General features: G+C 62.0%; 15 protein-coding genes, 3 pseudogenes and 1 riboswitch. Of the genes and pseudogenes, 5 read left to right on the top strand and 13 right to left on the bottom strand.

Annotated features, from left to right (window positions below; translation table 11 throughout):
- Nucleotides 1-2: 2 nt before the first annotated feature.
- A riboswitch (cobalamin riboswitch) is annotated at nucleotides 3-199 on the bottom strand.
- 240 nt (nucleotides 200-439) lie between these two features.
- The 3 genes and pseudogenes from AC629_RS48925 to AC629_RS48920 all read right to left on the bottom strand — a co-directional run.
- Nucleotides 440-685, bottom strand: a pseudogene (locus tag AC629_RS48925) (hypothetical protein); the annotation flags it as partial.
- Nucleotides 686-857: 172 nt separating this feature from the next.
- A complete protein-coding gene (locus tag AC629_RS22205) occupies nucleotides 858-1700 on the bottom strand; it encodes an autotransporter outer membrane beta-barrel domain-containing protein (RefSeq protein ID WP_084807105.1) in 843 nt (280 codons plus the stop codon).
- Between the two features lie 742 nt (nucleotides 1701-2442).
- A pseudogene (locus tag AC629_RS48920) lies at nucleotides 2443-3654 on the bottom strand (autotransporter-associated beta strand repeat-containing protein); the annotation flags it as partial.
- On the opposite strand from AC629_RS48920, the gene AC629_RS46990 reads away from it, so the two are divergent.
- Complete coding sequence (locus tag AC629_RS46990; RefSeq protein ID WP_168195556.1) at nucleotides 3614-3778, top strand: hypothetical protein; 165 nt, start codon at nucleotides 3614-3616, stop codon at nucleotides 3776-3778. The pseudogene AC629_RS48920 and the gene AC629_RS46990 overlap by 41 nt on opposite strands.
- A 680-nt stretch (nucleotides 3779-4458) precedes the next feature.
- On the opposite strand, the gene AC629_RS22195 is transcribed toward AC629_RS46990, so the two are convergent.
- The 4 genes from AC629_RS22195 to AC629_RS22180 form a co-directional block, all read right to left on the bottom strand.
- A complete protein-coding gene (locus AC629_RS22195) occupies nucleotides 4459-5433 on the bottom strand; it encodes an AraC family transcriptional regulator (protein ID WP_245331966.1) in 975 nt (324 codons plus the stop codon).
- A gap of 264 nt (nucleotides 5434-5697) precedes the next feature.
- A complete protein-coding gene (locus AC629_RS22190; RefSeq protein ID WP_245331965.1) occupies nucleotides 5698-6609 on the bottom strand; it encodes an AraC family transcriptional regulator in 912 nt (303 codons plus the stop codon).
- Between the two features lie 413 nt (nucleotides 6610-7022).
- Nucleotides 7023-7508: a hypothetical protein gene (locus tag AC629_RS22185; protein WP_143199345.1), complete on the bottom strand. Its 486-nt coding sequence runs from the start codon at nucleotides 7506-7508 to the stop codon at nucleotides 7023-7025.
- 23 nt (nucleotides 7509-7531) lie between these two features.
- Nucleotides 7532-7873, bottom strand: a complete 342-nt coding sequence (locus AC629_RS22180; RefSeq protein WP_084807100.1) for a hypothetical protein — start codon at nucleotides 7871-7873, stop codon at nucleotides 7532-7534.
- A 550-nt stretch (nucleotides 7874-8423) separates the two neighbouring features.
- Here AC629_RS22180 and AC629_RS22170 point away from each other — a divergent pair.
- The 4 genes and pseudogenes from AC629_RS22170 to AC629_RS22155 all read left to right on the top strand — a co-directional run bounded on the left by AC629_RS22170 (nucleotide 8424) and on the right by AC629_RS22155 (nucleotide 15825).
- A complete protein-coding gene (locus tag AC629_RS22170; protein ID WP_210419089.1) occupies nucleotides 8424-8933 on the top strand; it encodes a MarR family winged helix-turn-helix transcriptional regulator in 510 nt (169 codons plus the stop codon).
- Nucleotides 8934-8956: 23 nt separating this feature from the next.
- Nucleotides 8957-10579 (top strand): AMP-binding protein, encoded by a 1623-nt coding sequence (locus AC629_RS22165; RefSeq protein WP_084807125.1) that lies wholly within the window; start codon nucleotides 8957-8959, stop codon nucleotides 10577-10579.
- 141 nt (nucleotides 10580-10720) lie between these two features.
- A pseudogene (locus AC629_RS22160) lies at nucleotides 10721-14066 on the top strand (carboxyl transferase domain-containing protein).
- Nucleotides 14067-14091: 25 nt separating this feature from the next.
- Nucleotides 14092-15825, top strand: coding sequence for an AMP-binding protein (locus AC629_RS22155; protein WP_084807098.1), 1734 nt, complete (start codon nucleotides 14092-14094; stop codon nucleotides 15823-15825).
- An 80-nt stretch (nucleotides 15826-15905) separates the two neighbouring features.
- On the opposite strand, the gene AC629_RS22150 is transcribed toward AC629_RS22155, so the two are convergent.
- The 6 genes from AC629_RS22150 to AC629_RS22120 all read right to left on the bottom strand — a co-directional run bounded on the left by AC629_RS22150 (nucleotide 15906) and on the right by AC629_RS22120 (nucleotide 23764).
- Nucleotides 15906-17246: an ABC transporter substrate-binding protein gene (locus AC629_RS22150; RefSeq protein ID WP_143199344.1), complete on the bottom strand. Its 1341-nt coding sequence runs from the start codon at nucleotides 17244-17246 to the stop codon at nucleotides 15906-15908.
- 164 nt (nucleotides 17247-17410) lie between these two features.
- Nucleotides 17411-17878 carry a metallophosphoesterase family protein gene (locus AC629_RS22145; RefSeq protein WP_084807124.1) on the bottom strand — a complete coding sequence of 156 codons (468 nt, stop codon included), beginning with the start codon at nucleotides 17876-17878 and terminating at the stop codon, nucleotides 17411-17413.
- A gap of 276 nt (nucleotides 17879-18154) precedes the next feature.
- Nucleotides 18155-20443: a nitric oxide reductase activation protein NorD gene (locus AC629_RS22140; protein ID WP_143199343.1), complete on the bottom strand. Its 2289-nt coding sequence runs from the start codon at nucleotides 20441-20443 to the stop codon at nucleotides 18155-18157.
- Between the two features lie 23 nt (nucleotides 20444-20466).
- Nucleotides 20467-21264, bottom strand: coding sequence for a CbbQ/NirQ/NorQ/GpvN family protein (locus AC629_RS22130; protein ID WP_084807123.1), 798 nt, complete (start codon nucleotides 21262-21264; stop codon nucleotides 20467-20469).
- 63 nt (nucleotides 21265-21327) lie between these two features.
- Complete coding sequence (locus AC629_RS22125; protein ID WP_084807094.1) at nucleotides 21328-22347, bottom strand: alpha/beta fold hydrolase; 1020 nt, start codon at nucleotides 22345-22347, stop codon at nucleotides 21328-21330.
- Between the two features lie 82 nt (nucleotides 22348-22429).
- Nucleotides 22430-23764 carry a purine-cytosine permease family protein gene (locus AC629_RS22120; RefSeq protein WP_084807093.1) on the bottom strand — a complete coding sequence of 445 codons (1335 nt, stop codon included), beginning with the start codon at nucleotides 23762-23764 and terminating at the stop codon, nucleotides 22430-22432.
- Between the last annotated feature and the right edge of the window lie 17 nt (nucleotides 23765-23781).

Raw genomic sequence — 23781 nt, 5'->3', positions numbered from 1 at the left:
GCGTGTGACCACGGCTGACGGCAGGTCTCCTGGCTAGCGGGTCGTTACCTCTACGTCGCCTTCCCGGTCCGAGATACCAGTGGCAATATGACGCAAGGTTCACCGCTTACAGTTGCGGGGGCAGCTGCGGCATTAGGGCAATCCCCTGCACCGCATTCCCTATTAATCCCCAAAGGGAGCCGTCGAAATGACCGTAGGGTGTCCGCTTTGGTCGCGTCAAACGAGTCGTGGCGACGCTCAACGGTTCTTTGCTCAGTGTGGTTGAAATACATCACTTGGTGTTGCGGACTTCTGGCCGAAATCACTCGCGCCCAGCAGGCCGCCAGCCATCCGTTGTCTCGGGACACACTCCATCATCCGGCCGCCGATCGTCCGGTACATGATTGTGGACACGACCAGTCGTCGCCCCGGAGCTCAGCTCTCGTTCTGACTTAACCGCCGCCTCCAGGCCTCGAAGGAGCGCCCTACCTGCATCGGTGATCCGCCATCCGCCGTCCCTGCGTTCGATCAGGCCTTGCTCGAATACAGAGAGACCGGGCGCATGAGCTGCGAGTCTCTTCGTGCGTTCTGCCCAGTCGCGCCCGCTTGTCGCGAGGATTTCCATGTCCCGCTTGAGATCGTCCATCGCAGCGAATCCATCTGGGTGACTCACGAGGATCTTGAGTACAGTTACTTGAAAATTCACACGCAGACGGGCTCCGCGGCCCTTCTAACGAAGTCATCGCAGAACGCAACGCTTGACGCTTTACCGAGAATCGTGCGCGGGCGAGCAGGAATCGCTCGCTTCCTGACGGAGTAATCGGCCGCCGCGCACCCGCGACGGACCTGTTCGATCGACCTGCTTGCATCGGTCCTGGTTAGAACTTCACGCTGAAGTTGGCGCGAGCCGATTGATCGGAAACGCCCGAGCCGAACTGGCCGCCATAGGAGACCCCGAGCACGGCATTCGGCGTCAGCGCGAAGTCGAGACCGGCTTCCACCACAGCCGCATCGCGCGCGATCGGCACGCCGCCGATCGCGAAGGCGTCGCTGCCGGCGAGCCGCATGGTCGAGAACGGCGACACGTCGCCGAAGGCATGACGCCAGCCGAGCGTGCCCTTCGCCGTCACGACAGCGTAGTTCAGTCCGAACGTCGTCGAAGCGCGCAGGCCGAGTGTGGTGGAGGTCGCGTCAGTGTTGGCGGACGTGCTGGTCAGCGCAGCCGCGCGGCCCTTTTCGGTAAAACCGTCGGTGCGCAAGTTGACATAAGCAAGGTTCGCGAAGGGCTCGAACCGGGCCGCGCCTTTGCCGATGCCGTAGGCCAGTTCGCCGAAGACCTGCGCAGTGCCGGCGTTGTAGTCGCCCTTCAGGCTGTCCGTGAAGCCGGAGAACGTCACGTTTCGCGAGGTGGAGATGTCGTTCCATGTGTAGGCAGCACCGGTGCGGAAGGCGAGATCGCCCCATTGCGTGCCACCATAGAGGCCGAGATGATAGTTGTCGCTTGAGCCCGAGGAGCGGCGGTCCTTCACGTCAAAGGTCGTGCGGCTGTAGCCTGCCACCGCACCAAAGCGCCCGGCGTCGAACACCGAAGCATCCGCGCCGACGAAGAAGCCGCCGGTCGAGCGGCTGAGGCGCGCGGCATTGCCGTCGCCGTCCGTGTGGCCCCAGGAGCCGAAAGCACGCCCCCCAGACCGCGAAGCGGTCGGTGGTGGCGGGCACATATTCCGGACCGACCGAGGCGTAGCTCATGACCGGGCTCCTCTCTGCCCCGACCGCGTCGAAGGCCGAGCGTAGACGATCGATCGCCGCATCGCGCAGGAAGCGGCTGTCCTCGAGCAGCGCCGTCTTGGCCGAGGCGTGGATCTCGCCCGGGAGCTGGTCGAAGGCATTGCGTGCCTGATCGGCCGAAAGGTTCAGCACTGCACTATAGACCGGACTGCCAAGCCCGAGGCTTTCCACGCCGCCGCCGGTCGCGATCTGGTTGCGCGTGACGCCGACGCCGGCGAAATCGACGCTGTTACGGGTCATCGTCAGATAGACGTTGTTGGCGTCGTAGCTGAGCGAGGGATCGAGGAAGGCGAGATTCGAGGTCACGCCGCCCGTGAAGGTGCCCGTCCGGCCGCCATCGGCATGAAGGATCGTGTAGCGGGTGGACGGCGCGTAATTGCCTGCGCCTGCTAGCGCCCGGACGGTCGCACCGTCGTTGATGACGGCCCCGCCGGTGGCGTTGATGCGATCGCCTTGCCCTGCGGCGTTGACCTCGACCTCAAAGATCGAGCCCGAGCCGAAGGCGATGTCGCCGGCAACGTTTAGCGTCCCGATCGAGTTGCCCGGCGCGATGGTGCCCAGAACGGTGGTGGTGCCCACCGTGCCAGTGCCTTGCAGGCGGCCCTCTGTCCAGACCTCCAACACGCCGCCGAGCTGGCCGTTGACCGCCAGCGTGCCGGACTCGACCGTCGTTCGACCGTCGAAGCCGCTGGAGTTGCCCGTCAGCTCGGTCCTGCCCGAACCGATCTGGCGAACGAGGCCGCTGCCGCTGATGACGCCGGCGAATATCACCTCGTTCGAGCGGTTGAAGGCGAGCGTACCGCTGGCCTGGACATCGCCGGCGATCGAGCCAGTCGTGCCGCCATTACCGATCTGGAGCGTGCCACCGGCGATGATGGTGCCTCCCGTATGGCTGTTGTCCCCGGTCAGGGCCAGCGTGCCGTTGCCGCCCTTGACGAAAAATCCCTCCGCTGACAGAGCGCCGGCATAGGTCGCATACGCCGCCTGATTGAATTGCAGGGATGCGTCGGCATGCAGAACGGCATTACCGTGGAAGCGCTCGGCCGTGGAGTTGAGAGATCCGGTCTCGACGATCCAGTCGAGAGACGAGTTTCCGCCAAGGGTCAGGTTGCCCGCGCCACGCTTGACCATCGTTCCGTTGACGCCACCCAGGCCGTTGATGTTTCCGCCAAAGGTGAGATCGATCGCCTCATCGAACACCACCGTCCCGGCATTGCTGACATCGCCCCGGATCGAATTGGCGTTGCCGACCAGCGTGCCTTGCTGCACGAGGGTGTCGCGGTAGGCGTTGGCGGCGTTCGTCAGCAGCAGCGTACCCTGGCCGTCCTTTATCAGATCGCGGTCTTCGGCGCTGGTAACGGCTCCGCTCAGCGTCGCCGTATCCGAACCGTCAACGGTGAAGCGCGATAAGCCTCTGATCTCAGTATCGTTGGCGACTGTGATGCCGTTGTCGATGAGCAGCCGGGACCCTTCAAGCCGCAACCCACCAGTTCCGAGCGCATTGGAGTGCCCCACTTCCAGCGTGCCGCCCACCACGGTAGTGCCGCCCGAATAGCTGTTGAAGCCACTGATGCGCACCCAATCATTTCCCACGATGCGCAGACCCAATTGTCCCGCGCCATCGGCAATCGTGCCGGCAAGGACGCGGGTGGCGCCGGAGTTCGAGCCCACTGTCAACGTCACGCTCGTGCCGGCAGTGTCGTTGACAATTCTCGAACCGGCCAGGGCAGTCACACCATGAAGAATCTGGTCTTGGCCGTTCAGATTGAAAACGCCGCCCGAGAGAGTCAGAGAGGCAGACTCGAAGAAGCTGCGGGCGGCGGCGCTGCCCAGTTGTAGCCTGCCCGTGACCAACGAAATGCTCGACCCGGCGATGGGACCCGTCATGCTCGTCGGCGAAAAGATGATCGCGCTGTCCGGATTGCTGGCGCTGCCGAAAGTCAAGACTCCCGACGCTGCCGAGAATGCGACGCTGCCTCCAAAAACGGCGGTCACGCCATCGGTGGCATAGATCGTATCGCCGGGGGCGCTGACGGTTAGTGTCGGATTGTGCGGCCCCGAAGTGGAATACCCATAATCAACCGCCCTCGCCGGCTGCGCCAGCAGCGCGCCTACGCCGACCAGCGCGGTTGCCGAGAGAAGCCTGGCCTTCAGGCTGGAAAAGGAATGCGTAGAGAGTTTCGAATTGTAAGCTTTCATAATCTAGCCTTTGAATGACGCCGCGATCCTGCTGACTTCGGTCGTCAGCGCTTCATTCGGATGAGTTCGGGAGATGTTTCCGGCGCGATCGGCCGCGCAGCGCCGGCGCAAGACACCGCAGCCAGACGATGGCGTGTCGCCCGGCACAACTCTCCGCCAGCCCGTTTCAGGGTGGGCGTGGCTTCGGCTAATCGCAGCGCGTGCCGATCATCATCAATCTTGCGCTCTTTATTGTCGCTCGCCGGTTGCGCTCCAAAAATATCGAACCGTCTCAAGACACCCCCGACGCAATTGCGGCGCGGGGGAATGATTCCGCGCCGTTCATGCGAGACGATACGGAGAGGCATGCATGATCGTCTCGGTTAGGAATGAACGACCTTTGCAGGGGACGAACAGCACGAAATATTTGCATCGCCTGGTGCCAAACAAGCACGAATGCCACACGCAAGCTCACCTCGCGTGCGGCAATATTTCGAATGATCTCGAGGAAGCTTATCTGATCAGAACGGCTGCTCTAATCTCTGAGGGCGTCGCCTCGAAGCGCTTCCGAAATGCCCTGTTGAACGATGAAATGTCGGAGAAGCCGGCATCGTAGGCGATGGCGGTGATCGTGCTGGAAGCGGGCTCGCGCTCTTGGAGAAAACGGAAGGCCAGTTCAAGCCTGCGCTCGCGAACAAAGTCCGAGAAGGTTGTGCCTTCGCTCTCGAAAAGGCGCTGAATATAGCGCGGCGTCACGCCCTGGCGTCTCGCAACGGCATCGATGTGAAGATCGTGATCGGATAACCGTTCGAGAATATCCTTCTGAACGAGTTTCAATCGCGCCGCCGCAATGCTGATTTCGTTTCGCTCGGCACCGCCGCGGACAAATCCATCGAGCACCAGGGCGGTGAGATCATAGATGTGGCGAGAGGCCATCTCGCGCGCCTTCTCGGAAGTCGGCGGGCTTGAACGAAGATTGTCGGCATAAGCTGTCAGCAACCGCATATCGGCTGCCGCTGCAGGCAGAATATAGCTCGCTTCCATGTCGACGCGCGGGGCCAGCCTGGCAAGCAGTTGGCGATCGAGCGCCATCACATTGACCGCCTGAGACTTTGCGAACCAGAATTCGGAGCAAACGGCTTCGTTCACCAGCGACAGGTCGCCCGCAGCCACCCTGACCGGCTCCTTGCCGTCGACCGAGATTTCGTAATCTTGGTTATGAATCGCCAGCAGATAGTGATCGCGACCGTCCTGGAGCAGATCACGTGTGCGCGCCCCGTGCACCGGAGGGAACCAGGTCTGGCCGACGGTCAGCTCACCGGGGAGTTGCATCGCGGCCAGATCGATTCGCACATTTTCGCAATCGAGCAGTCGGAAATGCATACCGCCAATATAACGTCCGACGAAATCATACACGAAGGACAGCCGCTCACGGCGCGGAACGTCTTCCGTGGACAATCGCTGCATCGCAAATGGGGTTGCGGTCACTTGTGTCGTTCCACGCGCTTTTGCGGCGCGTAGAACCGCACCGTTCTTCCGGAACGATAGGGAATGCCGTGCGCGATCGTCTCAGCAGAGAACGAACAACCTTTGCAGAGGACGAACAAAAGGCGAAATTTTCGCGTCGCCCAAGCATGATAAATTGAGGTTCGACGCTGTCATTGCGATCGAAACGACGCAATCGAGCCTTGTTAATATCGAGGACTGCCCTCGCCTCCTGCGAGCACGAGTCAAAAGCGACGGCCGTTGATTTTATCTGATCAGATTTGCCACTCTGATCTCCGAGGGCGTCGCATCGTAGCGTTTCCGAAACGCCCTGTTGAACGATGAGATTTCGGCAAATCCGGCATTATGGGCGATGGCGGTAATGGTGCTGGATGTGGCACCGTGCTCCTTCAGAAGACGAAAGGCCAGTTCAAGCCTGCGCTCGCGAACGAAGTCCGTAAAGGTCGTTCCTTCACGCTCGAAAAGGCGTTGTATGTAGCGCGGTGTCACGCCCTGGCGTTTCGCGACAGCATCGATGTGAAGGCCATGGTCGGACAGCCGCTCCAGAATATCCTTTTGAACGAGTTTCAGTCGCGCTGTCGCAATGCTGCCTTCGTTTCGCTCGGCGCCGCCGCGGACAAATCCATCGAGGACCAGGGCGGTTAGATCGTAGACATGACGGGAGGCGACTTCACCAGCCTTGATCGAGTTCGGCGGATCCCGACGGAGCGCCTCGACATAGCTGGCCAATAGCGGCACCGATCCGGCCGTCGAAGAGATGACGTAGCTCGCCTCCAGCGCGATACGCGGGGCGAGACCGGTGAGCGACCGATGATCGAGCGAGACGACATCAACGGACATGGGCTTGCCTAGCCAGAATTCAGAGCAAATCCCTTCATTCACCAGCGTGACGTCACCGGCCGCCACCTTGACCGGCTTCTTGCCGTCGACTGATACCTCATGGTCCTCGTTGTGGATCGTCAGCAGATAATGCTCGCGCCCGTCCCGAAGCAGGTCGCGCGTCCGAGCGCCGTGCATTGGTGCGTACAGACTACGGCCGATGGTCAGCCCGCCAGGGAGCAGCATAGCTTCCAGATCGATGCGAACGTTGTTGCTGTCGGCAGGGCGAAAATAGAGTCCGCCGACATGACGCGCCACGAAATCATGCACGAAAGCCATCCGCTCTCGACGAGGAACGTCTTCCGTGGATAGTCGCTTCATCGCAAATGGAGTTGCAGTCACCGAGCGATCCCCCGCCCCATAGCGCCGGCATCAGCGCCGATCCGATCTGTGCGGCGAAAGCGGCCGCGCGGCCCCCGCGGAGCAATAGCTCCAAAGGCGCGCCCGAACCGTCTGCGAATTCGTGCAGGAGCCGGAGACCCTTGGACAGCCGGTCTACTATTACTATCACCGGTCTATTGTTACTATCATTAGACTGATCTCGCGCAAAGAAGGGACTTTCCGGGGCCTTTCGCTACGCGGTCAGATCGCCAGGCTCATCGACGGTTCGTCGGCCGCCGCTACGGCTTTTGTGGAGGGCCTGGTTAATCCGAGTGCCCGAAATCTCATTGCGACGCCCGTACGGCACTTTCTTATTCGTCTTGCTGTCCGGCCACGAGATCATTGAGCCGCGGAGCGAGGGGACGCACGATCGCCAGACTGGATTTCCCCTGCTCCCGCCAGGCGCGCAACTGCGCGGCCTGCTCCTCGATGAAGTCCAGGAGCGCGCGCTTCTGGTCTGCGTTCAGCTTGCGATCATCGTTTGCCCGCTTACGGAGCTTGCCGAGCCTCGCCTCGATTTCGGGTTCGGGGATTGAGGCAAGGAAGCCTTTCATGGTCGCGTCGAGGGCCGCCTTCCACGTCGCCTTTGTGAATCCGGCCTTGGCGATCAGGCCGCGATGGTCGCCGTCCTGCTCGAACCATGCGTCGGCGATCTCCTCGTCGTAGGCAAGACGCCCGAGGTCCGGCTTTAGCGCTTCGAGCAAGCCGACAACCCAATCTGCATCGCGTGCGGTGAGTGTCTGCGCGGCCGCAGCCACGGTCGCCCACGCGAGCAGAAGCGCGGCCAGGACGTGCATTGCTTGCTTCGAACGTTGCGCCATCATCGACAGTCGCGTTCCAACGCAGCGGCCGCATTGTCATTGGCTTGCGACTGAATGACGGAGCCGCCCATCGACGCCGCCTGGGCCGCCACTTCGCCACCGCGCCCGCCCATCCCACCGAAACCGCCGACCATAGAAAGCGCACTGCCAACAATGACGCCGTTCGTCTGGGCGTCGGCGGCCCGTTGGGCGGTTTCGGCGCAGCGGACTGCGGCCTGCTTGGCCGAGGTCCGGCCGGCCGTCGCCTGCTGGCCCATGGGCAATCGGTCGGCGGTCGAACTCGTGGTCTGATTGCATCCGGCGACTGCAACGCCGAGCACCAGAACGATCGCTATCTTCATTTGCACCGGATTCCCTTTCGACCTGTGGCGGATGGATTCCCATGACGAACGGCCTGCGACCGTCAGTCGACGGATCGGGCCGGCCAGCCAACGGTCGTGAGCCGCACCTCATGTGCGTGTACGATTCAACCGCTCGGGCGTCTTGGCGGAAGGCGAACAGAGTTGGGTGAAAGCGAACTGGCGCACGGTCCACTTCCATGGGCCGTTTGCCCCTGAACGTGCTGCCGTCCTTCGCTCAATTGGAGCGGGAGCTGGCGTCGGAGAGTGTCAGGAGCAATGTCGCGGCCACCTCCATCATGCTGGCGACGGGTCGATTGTGTTGGAAAAGTCCTCTCCGGCGTTGGGACCAATTTTCTAAGAGCCGGTCACAAAACGCCAAGCACATCAGCGTGCGGGACCCGCTTCGGCTTGAGCGGATTCCTTCAGCGCCCCTCCTCACATGCTCTGGCATCGCCAGCCTCATGAGGGCTTTGGCGGCCCGTAGGTCCAAACAAAGTTATGGACAGTCGCACTATTTTATCAATATCTTGACGTTCTGAGGGTAGGAAAGATGCAGCGGCGCGCAAAAAAGGCGGCGATTGACAGGACTGCGCCGAAGCAGGCGCGTGGCGTTGCCATGACGCCGCGTGATGAACTAAACAACCGCTTGATCTTTCGCCTGTTTCAGACAGCAAACCTCTACCAGTCAAGCACTCCGCGCGAACTTGACGTGTCTGCGGTGCAGGGTGTCCTTCTCGGCGCGCTATATCGCGATGTCGATCGCGGTATGTCGTTTTCGGATCTTTGCGGCTATTTGGCGGTCAGCCGTCAAAATCTCGATGCTGTGCTCAAGCGATTGGAAGGCATCGGCCTTGTCGAGCGGATCGAAAGTGAGGCCGATCGTCGCGTCAAGATTGTTCGCCTGACAAGGGGCGGCGTTGCTGCGTGGCTTGATCTGCACGCACGTTCATTGGAATTTTTCCGCAAGATTACGGCGACGCTTTCCGCGGCGGAGGTCGAGGCCTGTGCGGACGCTCTGGCCAAAATCGGACGTGCGCTCAAGGCGTCGCGGAAGGCTTGAAAAGCTCACTGCAGGAGGAAATGATGTCCGAGCCCACATCCGTCGCGGATATTCGCGTGCCGGACCGGGAAGATTGCGTGTTGCGCTACGTGCTGGACAAGCGCGCGCAGATCCATCCAGATCGCCCCTACATCCGCCTTCCGGACGGGAGCGCTATCACCTACCGCGAATATCGCGATTCTGTGGAGCGCACGGCTGCCGGTCTCGCCGCGCTTGGTGTCAAGCAGGGCGACTTCGTCAACGTCTGGATGCCCAACTGCGTACAGATGCTGCGCGTCTGGCACGCGATCAACTGGCTCGGCGCGACCTACGTGCCGATCAATACCGCCTACCGTGGCAATGTGCTGGCGCATGTCATCGCCAATGGCGGCGCGCAGGTGATGATCGTGAGTGCGGATCTGGTCGAACGGCTTCGCGATATCGATCGCGCGGCGCTGCGTATGCTCGTGGTGTCGGGCGATCTCGCCACGACAATTCCCGGCATACAAACCACGTCGCTGGCCGATCTCGACCGCGATCCGGCAACGCTGCCTCCGCTGTCGCGGCCGATCGAGCCGTGGGATGTCCAGTCGATCATCTACACGTCAGGGACGACGGGCCAGTCGAAGGGTGTGCTGAGTTCGTACGCCCACATGTGGCACATGAGCGGAACGGCCTCGTTTCCGATGCTCGATGAGAACGACTGCTACCTCGTCTATCTGCCCTATTTCCACGTCGGCGGAACATTGCCGGCGATCGGCATGCTCAATCGCGGCGGCTCGCTCGCCGTAGCCGGTGATTTCGAGACCGAGGCGTTCTGGCCGGCGATCCGCGCGACCGGCGCAACCTATACGATCCTGCTCGGCGTGATGTCGACCTTCCTGTCGAAGCGACCGCCCTCGCCCGAGGATCGCGGGCATACGCTAAAGAAGGTCACGCTGATACCCTTGCCCGATGACTCCAGCAGTTTCGCCGAGAGATTCGGCGTCACGGTCTGGACCCTTTTCAACATGACGGAGATCAACGTCCCGATCGTTTCCGATCCCAACCCGGCGGCCATCGGGACCTGCGGCAGGCAGCGCCCGGGCAACGAACTGCGGATCGTCGATGCGCATGATCGCGAGGTGCCGGTCGGCACTGTCGGCGAGCTGATCATTCGCAGCGATGCGCCATGGGCCCTCAACTCCGGCTATTACAAGAATGCCGAAGCCACGGCGCTGGCCTGGCGTAACGGCTGGTTCCACACCGGGGACGCATTCCGTCGCGATGCGGACGGCAATTACTTCTTCGTTGACCGGATGAAGGACGCAATCCGCCGCCGCGGCGAGAACATCTCGTCGTTCGAGGTGGAAACCGAAATCGTCGCGCATCCGAGCGTTCGGGAATGCGCCGTCGTCGCCGTGCCCAACGAGATGGCGGAAGACGACGTGCTGGCCGTGGTTGCACCGGCGCCCGGTGCGACCATCAATCCGACGGAGCTGCTGGAGTTCCTTCAGCCGCGGCTCGCCCATTTCATGTTGCCGCGCTACATCCGCATCATGACCGACCTGCCGCGCACGCCGACCCAAAAGGTCGAAAAATACGTGCTGCGGCAGCAGGGGTTGACACCCGATGCGTGGGATCGGGAAAAAGCCGGCATCAAGATCCGTCGGGAGAAGATCCGCTAGGGGCCGGAGAGGGGCGCAGACTGTTTTGACCTATTATGTAAAGATATTGACAGAAAAACCATCGTCGGAGAACATGCACCGCGGGATCAGGTTTGCGCGCGAAAAGCACAGGTCGGCGATCTCCTACAAGACGGAGGCATCATGCCGTTTCGCAAGATTCTGATCGCCAACCGCGGAGAGATCGCGCTGCGCATTGCGCGCGCGGCCGGCGAGCTCGATGTGGCCACGGTCACAATCTATCCCGCTGATGACGCCGGCTCGGCCCATGCGCGGGCCGGCAACGAGGCCCTCGAACTGCCCGGCGTCGGCGCGGCAGCCTATCTCGACATAACAGCGATCATCGATGCCGCACGACAGACGGATTGCGATGCGGTGCATCCGGGATACGGGTTCCTGTCGGAGAATGCGCAGTTCGCCCGGGCCGTCGCTGCCGCAGGCATGACGTTCATCGGACCTGCTCCGGAAACGCTCGAACTGTTCGGTGACAAGTCCTCGGCCCGCGCGCTTGCCCGCGCCAACAACGTTCGCGTGCTCGAGGGATCCGATGGGCCGGTCACGCTGGAGCAGGCGTCGGCCTTCCTCGCCGGTCTCGGCGCAGACGGGGCTATCATGGTCAAGGCAATCGCAGGCGGCGGCGGACGCGGCATGCGCGTGGTGTCCTCGCCATCCGAACTGACTTCGGCCTGGGAGCGGTGCCGCTCAGAGGCGCAGACTGCCTTCGGCGCCGACGGGCTCTACGTCGAGCGTTATCTAGCCAACGCACGTCACATCGAGGTGCAGATCGTCGGCGACGGCCATGACGTCGTGCATTTTGGCGAGCGTGAATGCACCATCCAGCGACGTCATCAGAAGATCATCGAGATCGCACCGAGCCCGGGACTCAAGCCCGCGCTTCGCGACGTGCTCTGTGCTGCGGCGACAACGATGGCATCCCACGTCGCCTATCGTGGCTTGGGGACCTTCGAATTCCTTGTGGAAGCCAACGGCGAAGGCTACGTCTTCATCGAGGCAAATCCGCGCCTGCAGGTCGAGCACACGGTCACCGAGGAGGTGTTCGGCGTTGACCTGGTGAAAACGCAAATTCGCATCGCTTCGGGCGCGCGTCTTCGCGACCTCGGACTTGATCGTTCGCCGACGCCGCGCGGAACAGCAATCCAGTTTCGTGTCAACATGGAGAAGTTGACCGCCGACGGCGGCGCGCATCCGACCGGAGGTACGCTGACAGGCTTCGTGCCGCCCTCCGGCCCCGGCATACGCATCGACACCTTCGGATATGCGGGCTATCGCACCAATCCGCGGTACGATTCGCTGCTGGCAAAGGTGATCGCCTATTCGCCCGAAGACATGTCGGATGCGATTCGTCGTGGACGGCGCGCGCTGGAAGAGTTCCGCATCGAAGGACTGCAGACGAACATCCCGGTGCTGCGTGCGATCACCGAGGACAAGGATTTTCTCGCCGATCACATATCGACGACCTTCCTCGAGACGCATGGCAGCGAGATTCTCGCCGCTGCTGCGGCCTACGAGTCCAAGGCGGCAAGCCTGGGAAAAAAGGCACGCGACGTACGCGACGTCGATCCGCTCGGAGTGTTCGACGCGTCCGCAGCGATCGCGAAGGCACGAGCCGACGTGGCGCCAGATCGTCTCGCCGTCCCGACGCCGGAGGGGCTGATGCCGCTCCCGGCGCCGCTGCAGGGCACGATCGTGGCGTGTTCGGTAGTCCGCGGCGAGCAGGTCCGCGCCGGGCAGCAGGTGCTCATCATCGAATCCATGAAGATGGAGCATCTCATCTCCATGCCGGTCGCGGGCGTGGTTGAGGAAATCCTGGTGACCCCGGGTGATACCATCTTCGAGGGCGATGTGCTGCTGCACGTGGCGCCGTCGGACGATGCGGGGGCCGGCGCGGAAACCGAGCAATCGGTCGATCTCGACCACATTCGCGGTGATCTTGCCGAGGCCCTCGCCCGGCGGGCCGAACTGCTCGACGAAAATCGGCCGGATGCGGTCGCGCGCCGGCGCAAGACCAATCAGCGAACCGCGCGCGAGAATATCGCCGATCTCTGCGATCCCGGATCGTTCGCCGAATATGGCGGCCTGGCGCTTGCCGCGCAGCGGCAGCGCCGCACGCCGGCCGAATTGCGCCGGATGAGCCCGGCCGACGGTCTGATCACCGGCATCGGCTCGGTCAACGGACCGCTGTTCGAGGAGGAGCAGTCGCGCTGCGCCATCATGGCATATGACTACTCTGTTTTCGCGGGAACGCAGGGCGTCATCAATCACAAGAAGAAGGATCGCCTGCTCGGGCTTGCGGACCAGTGGTCGCTGCCCCTCGTTATGTTCACCGAAGGCGGCGGCGGCCGTCCCGGCGACGAATGGCCGACGCCAGCCGGACTTGAGACGACGACGTTCGGCCGCCTGGGTGCGCTCAACGGCAAGGTGCCGATCGTGGGCGTCGTCTCGGGCCGATGCTTTGCCGGCAATGCCGCGCTGCTCGGCAGTTGCGACGTCATCATTGCCGATCGCACCTCGAACATCGGCATGGGTGGCCCTGCGATGATCGAGGGGGGGCGGTCTCGGCGTCTTCCGGCCGGAGGACATCGGGCCCGTCGAGGTGCAGGCGCCGAATGGCGTGATCGATGCGCTGGTCGAGGATGAAGCCGAAGGCGTCGCCGTCGCCAAGCAGTATCTCGGCTATTTCCAGGGACGAGTCCGTGACTGGTCCTGCGGCGACCAGCGCGTGCTCCGGCATGCCGTGCCCGAGAACCGCCTTCGCGCCTACAATATCCGGCCCATCATCGAAGCGCTCGCCGACACAGGTTCCGTTCTCGAACTGCGGTCATCCTTTGCCAAGGGGATGATCACGGCCCTGATCCGTATCGAAGGCAGGCCGGTCGGCTTGATCGGGAACAATTCGCATCATCTCGGCGGCGCCATTGATGCCGAGGGCGGCGACAAGGCTGCGCGCTTCATCCAGCTTTGCGACGCCTTCAACATTCCGATCGTCTCGCTGTGCGACACTCCGGGCATGATGGTCGGCCCGGAGGTCGAGAAGACCGCGCAGGTGCGGCACGTCTCGCGTCTGTTCGTGGCGGCCGCGCGCGCGACCGTTCCCATTTTCGCGGTGGTGCTCCGCAAGGGCTATGGGCTGGGTGCGCTTGCCATGATCGGAGGCTCGAACCAGAAGCCGTTCACGATTGTCGCGTGGCCGAGCGCCGAATTCGGCGCCATGGGCCTCGAGGGTGCTGTCAAGCTCGCCTATCGCAAGGAACTCGCGGCGCTCGAAGACCCCACCGCCCGCAAGGCCTGGTTCGATGACATGGTCGCCAAGTCCTACGCCGAGAACAAGGCTCTGAGCAGTGCGACGTTTCTCGAGATCGACGACGTCATCGATCCCTGCGAGACACGGAGCCGGATCGTTGAGGGACTGAAGTCGACCGCGCATGCCAGTCGTTTCGAGCGGAGAGTGACGCGCGTCGATCTGTGGTGAGCAGGCCGCGACCAGGGAGGAAGAGATGACGGAGAATAAAGCCACTTCAGACTATATGCGCGACGAGAACAGCTATCTGGCACACGCCCGTGCGCTACAGAGCGCTGCGTGGCCGGCCGACGTGCCGCGCGACCCAATTTTCCCCTTGGGGCGCAAGCCACTTGCCGAGTACTTGGGCGAATGGGCACGCCGTCAGCCGGACAAGGCTGCGGTGATGTTTTACGGGCGCGCGATCAGCTATGCCGAACTCGATCGTCTCAGCGACCGGTTCGCCGCTGTCCTCGCGCGGCTGGGCGCACGCAAGGGCGACCGTGTTGCCGTATTCCTCCCGAACTGCCCGCAGTTCTATATCTGCTTCTTCGGTATCCTGAAGGCCGGCTGCGTGCACGTTCCGGTCAACCCGATGTTCACGCGGCCCGAACTCGTCTACGAGATCAACGATACCCAGGCCCGCATCGTGATCGCACACGATCGCCTGGCGCAGCTCGTGGACGAGGTGCGCGACGAGTGCAAGATCGAGCACGTGCTCGTCACCAGTTTCCTCGACGCGCTGCCGGCGGAGCCGGAAGGTCCGTTACCGGCGGGATTGACCGATGTGCGAATCGAGGTGCCGCGCACGATCGACCTGATGTCGACGATTGCGCAGGAGGCCGGAGCGCCCCCGCAGGTCGATGTCGGGATCAACGATATCGCCGCGCTGAACTACACGGGGGGCACCACCGGCATGCCGAAAGGCTGCGTGCACACGCAATCCGACATGCTGTTCACGGGTGCCGTCATGAGCTCGATCTCGATGAGCGTGACGTCGAGTGACACTATCATCAATTTCTGGCCGATCTTCTGGATCGCTGGCGAGGACGTCGGCATCATCCTGCCGGTCCTGACCGGAGCGACCTGCGTTCTGCTGGCAAGGTGGGACCCGGTCGCCTTCATGACGGCGGTCCAGCGCCACCGCGCCACGGTGTCCAACATGGTTGTCGACAATGTCGTCGAGATCATCAACCATCGGGATGCCGGCCGCTATGACCTGTCGTCGCTGCGGGAGGTGATCGTGGCGTCCTTCGTTAAGAAGCTCAATCCCGCATTCCGGACGAAGTGGCGCGAATTGACGGGCACGACATTGCGCGAGGCCGCCTGGGGCATGACGGAGACCCACTCCTACGACACCTTCACCCGTGGCTGGCAGGACAACGATCGGGATCTTAAGCAGCAGCAGATTTTCGTCGGAATTCCTGTCCCGCAGACGGATTTCAAGATCCTCGAATTCGGATCCAACAAGCTGGTGCCGTTGGGCGAAGAGGGCGAGTTGTGCGTCCGCACGCCGTCGCTGTTGCGGGGCTACTGGAACAAGCCGGACGCGACGTCCGAAGGGCTGATCGACGGCTGGCTGCGCACCGGCGATATCGGCATGATCTCCGAGCACGGGACGATCCACTTCCTCGGACGCCGCAAGGAGATGCTGAAGGTGAAGGGCATGAGCGTGTTCCCGTCGGAAATCGAGGCGACGCTCGGCCAGCATCCCGCCGTGACCGGCAGCGGCGTGATCGGTCGCGCCGACGACACGCGCGGGCAAGTTCCGGTAGCCTTTGTAACTATCCTGCCGGAGCACAGGGCAGACGTTACGCCGGAGACGCTGACGGCGTTTTGCCGCGAACGTCTCGCGGTCTACAAGATTCCCGAAGTCCGGATTGTGGACACGCTGCCGATGACCGCCACAGGCAAGGTCAAGAAGGAAGAACTGACGCGGCTTTACAGCTGACGTAAGTCTCCCCTCTCCCCGTTTCTTACGGGGAGAGGGCTCTCTCCGCGGGCGAGGCCACCAGAGCAATCGGCCCGCGCTTACTTCTTCAGGAGCTTGCACTCGCTTTCGTCGGCCGGGACAAAGGCTTCCGAACCCGGCATTTTCTTCACCAGCGTGATCAGATCCGTCGGTCCCTGCATCGCGTCCGGCTTCTTCGCTTCGGCATAGTAGATGTCGCGCATCAGACGGCCGTCGGCACGGATGCGGGCACCCGAGGTAAAGAGATCCTCGACCGGCATCTCCTTCATTTTCGCCAGCACGGCCGTCGTATCTGTCGTCCCCGCAGCTTTGACCGATTTCAGGTAGTGCAGGACCGCGCTGTAGACGTTGGCCTGGGGATCGCTCGGCAGTTTACCGAATGCTTTCTTGAAGCGCTCTGCCCAGGCCTTCGTCTTCTCCGACTCGTCCCAGTAATAGCTGAGCACCAGAGGCATGCCCTGCGTCGCCTTGTTGCCGAGCGCTTCGATATCGACCGTGGTCAGGGAGAACGGAACGAAACGTTGTCCCGTTCTGCCGATCTCAAATTCAGCGGCTTGCTTGATCGCGTTGGTCATATCGGCGCCACCGCCGATGAACCCGATGTTCTTGGCTCCAGAACTCTGGGCGCGCAGCAGGAAGGAGCTGAAGTCCGGAGAGTTGAGCGGAAAGCGCACCGCACCAAGGAATTTTCCGCCGCCGGCTTCGATGATCTTTTGTGCGTCACGCTCGATCGAATGCCCAGCGGTATAGTCGACCGTAATAAAATACCAGGATGTGGGTTTGTCGCCCGACGATCCTTTGACCGTTAAATTCGCGACCTCGTATCCGTCATTGGCCCATTGCATTCCGTTCGGCGAGCACGACTTGCCGCCGATGTCTCGGCTCGACGCCATCGAGACGACCAGAATCTTGTTCTTCTGCTCCGCGATGCCCTGCACCGCAAGCGCGACTCCGGAACTGTAAATGTCAAATATCGCGTCGACGCCCTCGGTATCGAACCAGCGCCTGGCGATTGTCGAGCCGACATCTGGCTTATGCCCATGATCCGCATATACCAGTTCGATCGGCTTGCCGAACATCGAGCCGCCCATGTCCTCGATCGCAAGACGCGCGGCCGCGACCGAACCCGGACCGGTGATGCTAGAATAAACTGACGCTTGATCGTTCAGGACGCCGACCTTGACGGCCTTGTCCTGCGCTGCGGCAACGCCAAAAAGCAAGAATGGCGACAGAGCCGCAGCAAACATAGAAGCGGTATTTCTCCACATTGTTTCCTCCAATTCTCCGCGTGCTCTCATGCGGCCTGCGGCTTCGCCTATAGTTTCAATTGCCCGCAGAAACGTCAATATATTGACGTTTCTACATCGATCCACTAGGCTTAAGGGACAAACATCCAGCATCGAGGCGGCAAGCGGCCTCGGGCAGTCGCTGCAGACGCCGAGGACCGACGATGTCGAACCTCAGCTCGATCTGCCCATCTAACGCTGCCCATGGATGCGACTTCCGGCCTGTCGGCCGAGATGGCGCCAAAAGCTTCGCCTGGCTGGACGGGCTGCGGCGCGGCTTATCCGGCTACAAGATCGTGGATGACGGGTCTCACCCCGTCGGGCGTGACTTCGAGGCTCGCAAGCGTGATCGGCAGCCTGAAGCGTCGACGCCCGGCACTGCCGGGATTCACGTAGAGCAAGCCGTCTACGGTGTTGATCTTCGGTATGTGGGAGTGGCCGGAAACAATGACATCGATGCCCTGAGCTACGGGATCGATCTGCAGGGTGTTGAGGTCGTGCAGGACATAGAACAACCGTCCGGCGAGCCGCACGAACTCGGTTTCGGCAAATTCGGTGGCCCACTCGCCCGTGTCCGCGTTCCCTCTGATCGCCGTGACGGGGGCAATCCTCCGCAGCGCGGTGATGATCTCGGGATCGCCGATGTCGCCGCCGTGAATGATGTGGTCGGCATAGGCCAGCACGCGCAGAGCCTCCGGCCTCAGCAGGCCGTGCGTATCCGAGATGATGCCGATCGTGAAGGTCATCGAAGCGTCCGGTCGAAGCACCCTATCGCGCCACATCTCATCCCAGCGCGAAGGCTCGGCGTTCGAGATGAGCGCGCGCCGAAGTTCACAGTTGGCGATCATAGGATTCCAGCCGACGTCCGACGCGCGAGCCATTCTAGATTCGGTACCCGCAGCGGTCTATCGAGGAAATAAGCCGACTTCCGTCGCTGGCCTGTCGCCGGCTTCTTCGCCGCCGCTCGTCACCGGTATCCGCGTCGACCTTCGCGTAAACGCGTCGTTGGGAGCAAATTGTCCCTACTTTTTGAGTTCGGTATAGAGCTGCACAAGACGCTGTGGCAATACGTCGATGCGAGGTACCCGCAGGGCCCGTCGTTGTCCGAAGATCCGGTCGAGCTGTGAGAACGGACCTTGCCCCAAGCCGAACCCGAAGATATCGATCCCATTTCGAATAAGTTGATGCGCGGCGCGTCTGGCATCTTCCGCAAGATAGCGCGGATCCGGCACATCGATGTCTGATGGCTCGCCGTCGGTCAACACCAGCAAAACCTTGCGGAACGCCCGCCGCTTTGAAAGGTAACTGCCCGCGTGCCGGAGCGCGGCCCCCAACCGGGTCGAGTGGCTACTTTGCAGACCGGCAAGCCGAGCGTGTACGACTGCGTCTATATCCTCCTCAAAACTCTTGATTCGGAGATATCGAACGTTATCCCGCCCATCTGAGTTGAAGCCGTGGACCGCAATTGCGTCGGCGGCGGCTTCTGCAGCCGTCGCAATGATCGCGGCGGCCTTCCGCTCGACGTCAAGAATGGTGCGCCCCGAGCGATCACGATCGGCGGTCGATTGCGAGAGATCGAGCAGGAGGAGGAGGGCGAGATCGCGTGGACCCGGCGCATCGCGAAGGTAAACCCGAGGTTCGGCAAAGTGTCCGGCGCGTCTCTCGATCGCGAACGCAATGGAGGCGTCGAGATCGAGTGTATCCCCGTCATACTGGCCCTTGTATCGTTGTCGGCGGCCTATGGATGCATCACGCGTGACCGTCGAGGCTCTGCGGGTTGTCACTTCGTCGAGGAGCAGATCACCTGCGCGAGGCGAGATCGCCGCGTCGGCCTCCAGGACTGTTGTCCAGTCCGGGCGCTCGATCCGAGCTGCATAGTCCCATTCCGGATAGGACGCGACAGGGAGCCCGTCGAGCACGGCGATCGCTCGAGCTCTCGCGCGCCCGCTTTCCTCGGGCGGAGCCTTATCGTCCGGCCGATCTCCCTCGTCATCATGCCGCCGCTCGATGCGGACGGAATCGACGGGGAGCTCGATCTCCTGGGCCTGCCCATCCGACTGATCACCAAAATCCCATAGCGCCAGATTGTCGTCCCTGTAGGTGGGTTCGACGACATAGCTCTTGGCATTGAATTGCAGCCGCATCTGCCCGATGTCGTTGCCCAGCAGGCCTCCGATCTCGCGGCTGGTCAGTGGATCGGTCCGTCGGTCGCACGCCGCCGCGAACAACGTCCGCCCCTTCTCGATCCAGGCGTCGTGATCCTCATAATCAGGATCAACCAGGGCCCGCGCCAAGCGCACCATCAGACCTGCCGCAGTGGCTTGTGGCGAAGGCGTCGCCGTATGGAAGGGCAGCCAGAGTTGCCGCAAACCCGGCATATCGCGTAGCGCCAGCGCCTCAATACGCGCGTCCTCGATGAGGGAAATGAGTGCGATCTGAAGCGGCTTCAGGCGCCCAATAGGAAAACGCTGGTTCGAATGTACCAGGTGTGCACCGGCGTGTGCCGCTGCAGCAAGATAGAGACGCTCTGCGCGTTTTCCCTCGAAGCCAGGACAGGTCCCGGGCAGCCCAAGCAGCCCCCCTGCGAGGGATGCCCGCCGCGGAATGGTGGGCATTGCCGCGGCAGCAAGCTTGCGCAGCCGCGGCTTCTTGTTCCAAAGGGCCAGCATCGTCGCCCCGATCCGCTTCTCCAGGCGCGTAAAGTCGTCCCCCGCTCCACCATGGCCGTCTAACAGGCGCATCGAGAGAGCATCATTCAGGCCGAAGAAGGCGCGCCGGCTGGTCGCGTTGCCGCCTGCAGCACGCAAGCCGCCTGACACCCAGACGGAGAAGCCAGCGGGAGTTGCATGCCCCAATAGCCGCTCAAGCCGTCCCAGAACCAGGCCGAGAGATTCTGGTCCCTCCTCGGCAAGCTGACCAAGGGCAGTTAGGACGGTCCTCAACTCGTCGGTCGTCGCGATCCCCATGAGAACCTTTGGCAGTTCCGCGAGCGTCGCATACGCGACCCGGCTCCCGGCGAGCTGGCCAATGCGATGTACCGCCCTGCCAATTGCGACCACATCTGCAATAGGTCGTCGCGTGGGCCATTGGCCCGACAAACGCAGAAAGCTGAGCACGACGGCTTCGCCGAGATTGGCTTCGAAGAGGTCGAGAGTCACGTCGTTCCAAGGCGGAAGTTGACTAACCGCATCGCTACGTTCACCGAGCCTTTTCTGCGCAGCTCGCGCGGCCGCCAGGACGACGTCGTGCCCACGCAGCCGCTCTTCAAGCCGGCCTCCTGACCCAATATGATCGAACGGGCTGATCTGCACGACCTCGTGTACCTTAGTTCATCCTAGGCGCAGGCCTGGACCACGTCCCGTAGCGCATTCCTCGTGTCAAAATCATCGGTTAAGGGCACCACGATCGTGGTTTCGCAGGCCTCCTTCAGATCGATGCCACATCCAATCAGCCGGCCGGCGTTCACAAGCATGCGTGTGGACGCACCCTCGTCGAGCCCCTGGCCCTTCAGGTTGCGGCTGTGGGAGCCGACTTTTACAAGGAGGTCGGCGATCCGGGGGTCGATACCCGCCTCCCGCGACACGACCTCCACCTCCACGCGGTGCTCTGGGTAGCCGAAATCCAGCGCCGCGAAACGCTGCTTGGTGGATTCCTTGAGATCCTTGATCGCGCTTTGGTAGCCAGGATTATAGGAGATCACCAATTGGAAATCGGAATGTGCACGGATCAGTTCTCCGCGCTTTTCCAAGGGTAAGACCCGACGATCGTCGGTCAACGGGTGAATTACGACGGTCGTGTCCTGGCGAGCTTCCACGATCTCGTCCAGATAGCAGATCGCACCATGCCGTACAGCAGTCGTCAGCGGGCCGTCGTTCCACACGGTCCCCTCGGGATCGAGCAACCATCGGCCCACCAAGTCTGCCGCCGTCATGTCTTCGTGACAGGCGACCGTGATAAGCGGCCGAGCAAGCCTCCATGCCATGTATTCGATGAAGCGGGTCTTGCCGCAGCCTGTCGGCCCCTTCAGCATGACAGGCATTCGGCTGGCATAGGCCGCCGTGAACAGCCCGACTTCATCCCTCAAGGCCCGATAATATGGCTCGTCGGGAATACGGTACTGATCAAGCAGCAGTGGGTTACTGGACAATCTCACGTTCTCCTTGCACGCGTCCGGAACGATCGCAACGGATGATCGTCACGACGCGAGGAGCTCCTTCAGCTTGGAATCAATGAACGTGACGTCCACCGGGTTGGTGCCTGGACCTCCTGCGAAATGGCCCCACACCGAGGGGACAGACACGAGCTTGGCGTTCGGCATGTGCGCCACCTCGAACTCGCTGTCCTCCGGCGGGAAGTACAGGTCGGTCTGGCCCGGCATCACATAGGTTTTCGCCTTGATGCCGCCGAGTGCTGCCTTGACATCTCCCTTGTAGATCTCGTTGTCGCTGATGTCGCCGTTCTGCCAGGTCCACAACATCGTGAGCAGATTGTTCGCATCCTTCGGCAGGAAGAAGCCCTCCCAGAAGGCCACGAGGAAGTCCTCGAGCGATGAGTAACCGAGCGTCTTGATGTCGAGTTGTTGGCGGTAGAATGCCTGCGAGAAGCCCCAGCCGGCATAGACGCGGGCAGCCGCGCGCAATCCCCGGGCCGGCTTCTCGGTGTACCAGCCCTCGTTCCACGCGGCGTCAGCGGTCAGCGCCGCCTTGACGCCCTCCAGGAACACGAAGTTATGGCGCGAGCACTTGGCCGAACCACAGAACGGCGCCAGCAAATCCATCATGTCCGGATAGAGTGCCCCCCAGTGGAAAGTCTGGAGCGCGCCCATCGACCAGCCTACCACCAGGCGGATGTGACTGATGCCGAACTTCTCCGTGATCAGGCGGTGCTGCGCGCGCACGTTGTCACAGGCCGTCACCTTGGGAAAGCGCGGCCCGTTGTATGGCTCCGGCGTGTTGCTCGGTGACGACGACAGGCCGTTGCCCAACATGTTCGGGATGATGATGAAGTATTTCGCGGGATCGAGCGCCATGCCTTGCCCGATGAGCCACTCGTTGTCGTAGTGTTGGCCGGAATACCAGGTCGGATAGACTATGACGTTGTCCCTCGCCGCATTGAGCTGACCGAAGGTCTTGTAAGCGAGCTTGCAGTCGCGGATGGTCGCGCCCCGCTGCAAGGAAACGTTGCCTAGATTGTATATCTCGTAATCGACGCTCATCTATTGACCCTTCTCGTCTCTTTGGCCGGCCTGTTTGGCTGGGCCTTGATTGCTTCAACTATGTTTGGTTCGGCTTTGTCGCTCATGCGACGCGCGCCGCCTTCTCCACCGGAGACTCGACCCGCGCGATCATGAGGTAGGCGACGCCGGCGACGAGCGCGGCTGAGATGGCCGTCGACAGTCCCGGCATCAGGTTCTCCACGGCGAACGCGCATAGTGACCCGATGCCCCATGCGATGAACGGCTTGGAGCGCCAGTCTGCATCTGCCTGCGCACCGACGCGAAGCAGATACTGGTCGACCAGGATGATTGCGCCGATCGGCGGCACCAGAATGCCAAGCAGCGAAAGCCACTGGATGAAGTACGCCCAGACGTTGCCGGCGGCGACGATGATGCCGATGCAACCGAGCACGATCGCCATCACACGCATGTTGGTCCCGAGGATTCGCGACCATCCGGTGGCCGCGTTGTACAGACAGTGCGAGCACACCGAGCCGAGATTGGTATAGAGGAAGATGAAGGCGAGAATGCTCAGCCAGGTAAGCTGCTTGCCGTTCATGTAGCCGAACATGTTATCGACACCGAATGGGTTGGCATTCGGTACCGCCAGCGCAGCGGTCATCACGCCCCCGACCAGCATCGCTACCAGGTTTGCGAACGGAAATGCGCTGAACGTCGCCGCAAGTGACGAGCGTGCGCTCGGCGCCCAGCGGTTGAAGTCCGCCGTGACGGTGCCGGCGTCGATGAACAGCGCCAACACGACCGTGAGCCCCACACCCATCGACATGTTGGCGACACCATTGTTGCCGGCATAATTAAAGATCGCGGATGCCGTCGTAGTCGAGGCCGCATCGACCGCAACCCACAGGCCGAGAATGACGAACAGCGGCACCGAGGCAAGTCCGATCCAGTGCAGGCCCTTCACACCGACGAAAGTGATGCCGATGTAAAGCACGCCGGCCAGAACGGTCATGGCGACGTAGTTTAAGCCGTAGGTGGAAGAAATCAGCGCCCCGGTAATACCGGTCTGCACCGCATACCAGCCCAGGAGCAGGGTCGACAGCAGGCCTGAGGCAAGCACATATCCTTTGCGACCGAACACGATGCTCGCGATCAGCGCAAAGTTCATGCCCCGATTGGTGCCGATGAGGCCAAGCGCCCCGACATAGGCGAACATGATCAGATTGCCGATGATCATGGCGGCCAGCGCAGCCTTGAAACCCATGCCCAGCACCAGCAGTGATCCCGTCATGGCGCCGGTGATTATCATCGGGAAGCCGATCCAGACCATGGTAACGGAAAAGGCGCTCCGCCGCGCGCTCATCGGTACCGGCTCGTGTTCGTATTCATGGCCGAGAAGTTCGTCGATCTGCTCCTCGGCCTGGTGCACGATCCCTGTGTTCGTCTCACTGCTCATGTTATTCCCCGATCAAA

It is taken from the genome of Bradyrhizobium sp. NAS80.1 (genome assembly GCF_001908205.1).
Taxonomy (GTDB): Bacteria; Pseudomonadota; Alphaproteobacteria; order Rhizobiales; family Xanthobacteraceae; genus Bradyrhizobium.
Note: the sequence above shows the minus strand (reverse complement) of the source record. Positions and strands in the feature narration are given on the sequence as shown.

Bases quoted from the DNA above. Each gene is read 5' to 3' on its own strand.
- AC629_RS22155 (WP_084807098.1), top strand. From the start codon at position 14,092: ATGACGGAGAATAAAGCCACTTCAGACTATATGCGCGACGAGAACAGC.
- AC629_RS22145 (WP_084807124.1), bottom strand. From the start codon at position 17,878: ATGACCTTCACGATCGGCATCATCTCGGATACGCACGGCCTGCTGAGG.
- AC629_RS22190 (WP_245331965.1), bottom strand. From the start codon at position 6,609: ATGGCTTTCGTGCATGATTTCGTGGCGCGTCATGTCGGCGGACTCTAT.
- AC629_RS22165 (WP_084807125.1), top strand. From the start codon at position 8,957: ATGTCCGAGCCCACATCCGTCGCGGATATTCGCGTGCCGGACCGGGAA.
- AC629_RS22125 (WP_084807094.1), bottom strand. From the start codon at position 22,347: ATGAGCGTCGATTACGAGATATACAATCTAGGCAACGTTTCCTTGCAG.
- AC629_RS22150 (WP_143199344.1), bottom strand. From the start codon at position 17,246: ATGCTGGATGTTTGTCCCTTAAGCCTAGTGGATCGATGTAGAAACGTC.
- AC629_RS22205 (WP_084807105.1), bottom strand. From the start codon at position 1,700: ATGTGCCCGCCACCACCGACCGCTTCGCGGTCTGGGGGGCGTGCTTTC.
- AC629_RS22180 (WP_084807100.1), bottom strand. From the start codon at position 7,873: ATGAAGATAGCGATCGTTCTGGTGCTCGGCGTTGCAGTCGCCGGATGC.
- AC629_RS22170 (WP_210419089.1), top strand. From the start codon at position 8,424: ATGCAGCGGCGCGCAAAAAAGGCGGCGATTGACAGGACTGCGCCGAAG.
- AC629_RS22120 (WP_084807093.1), bottom strand. From the start codon at position 23,764: ATGAGCAGTGAGACGAACACAGGGATCGTGCACCAGGCCGAGGAGCAG.
- AC629_RS22185 (WP_143199345.1), bottom strand. From the start codon at position 7,508: ATGCACGTCCTGGCCGCGCTTCTGCTCGCGTGGGCGACCGTGGCTGCG.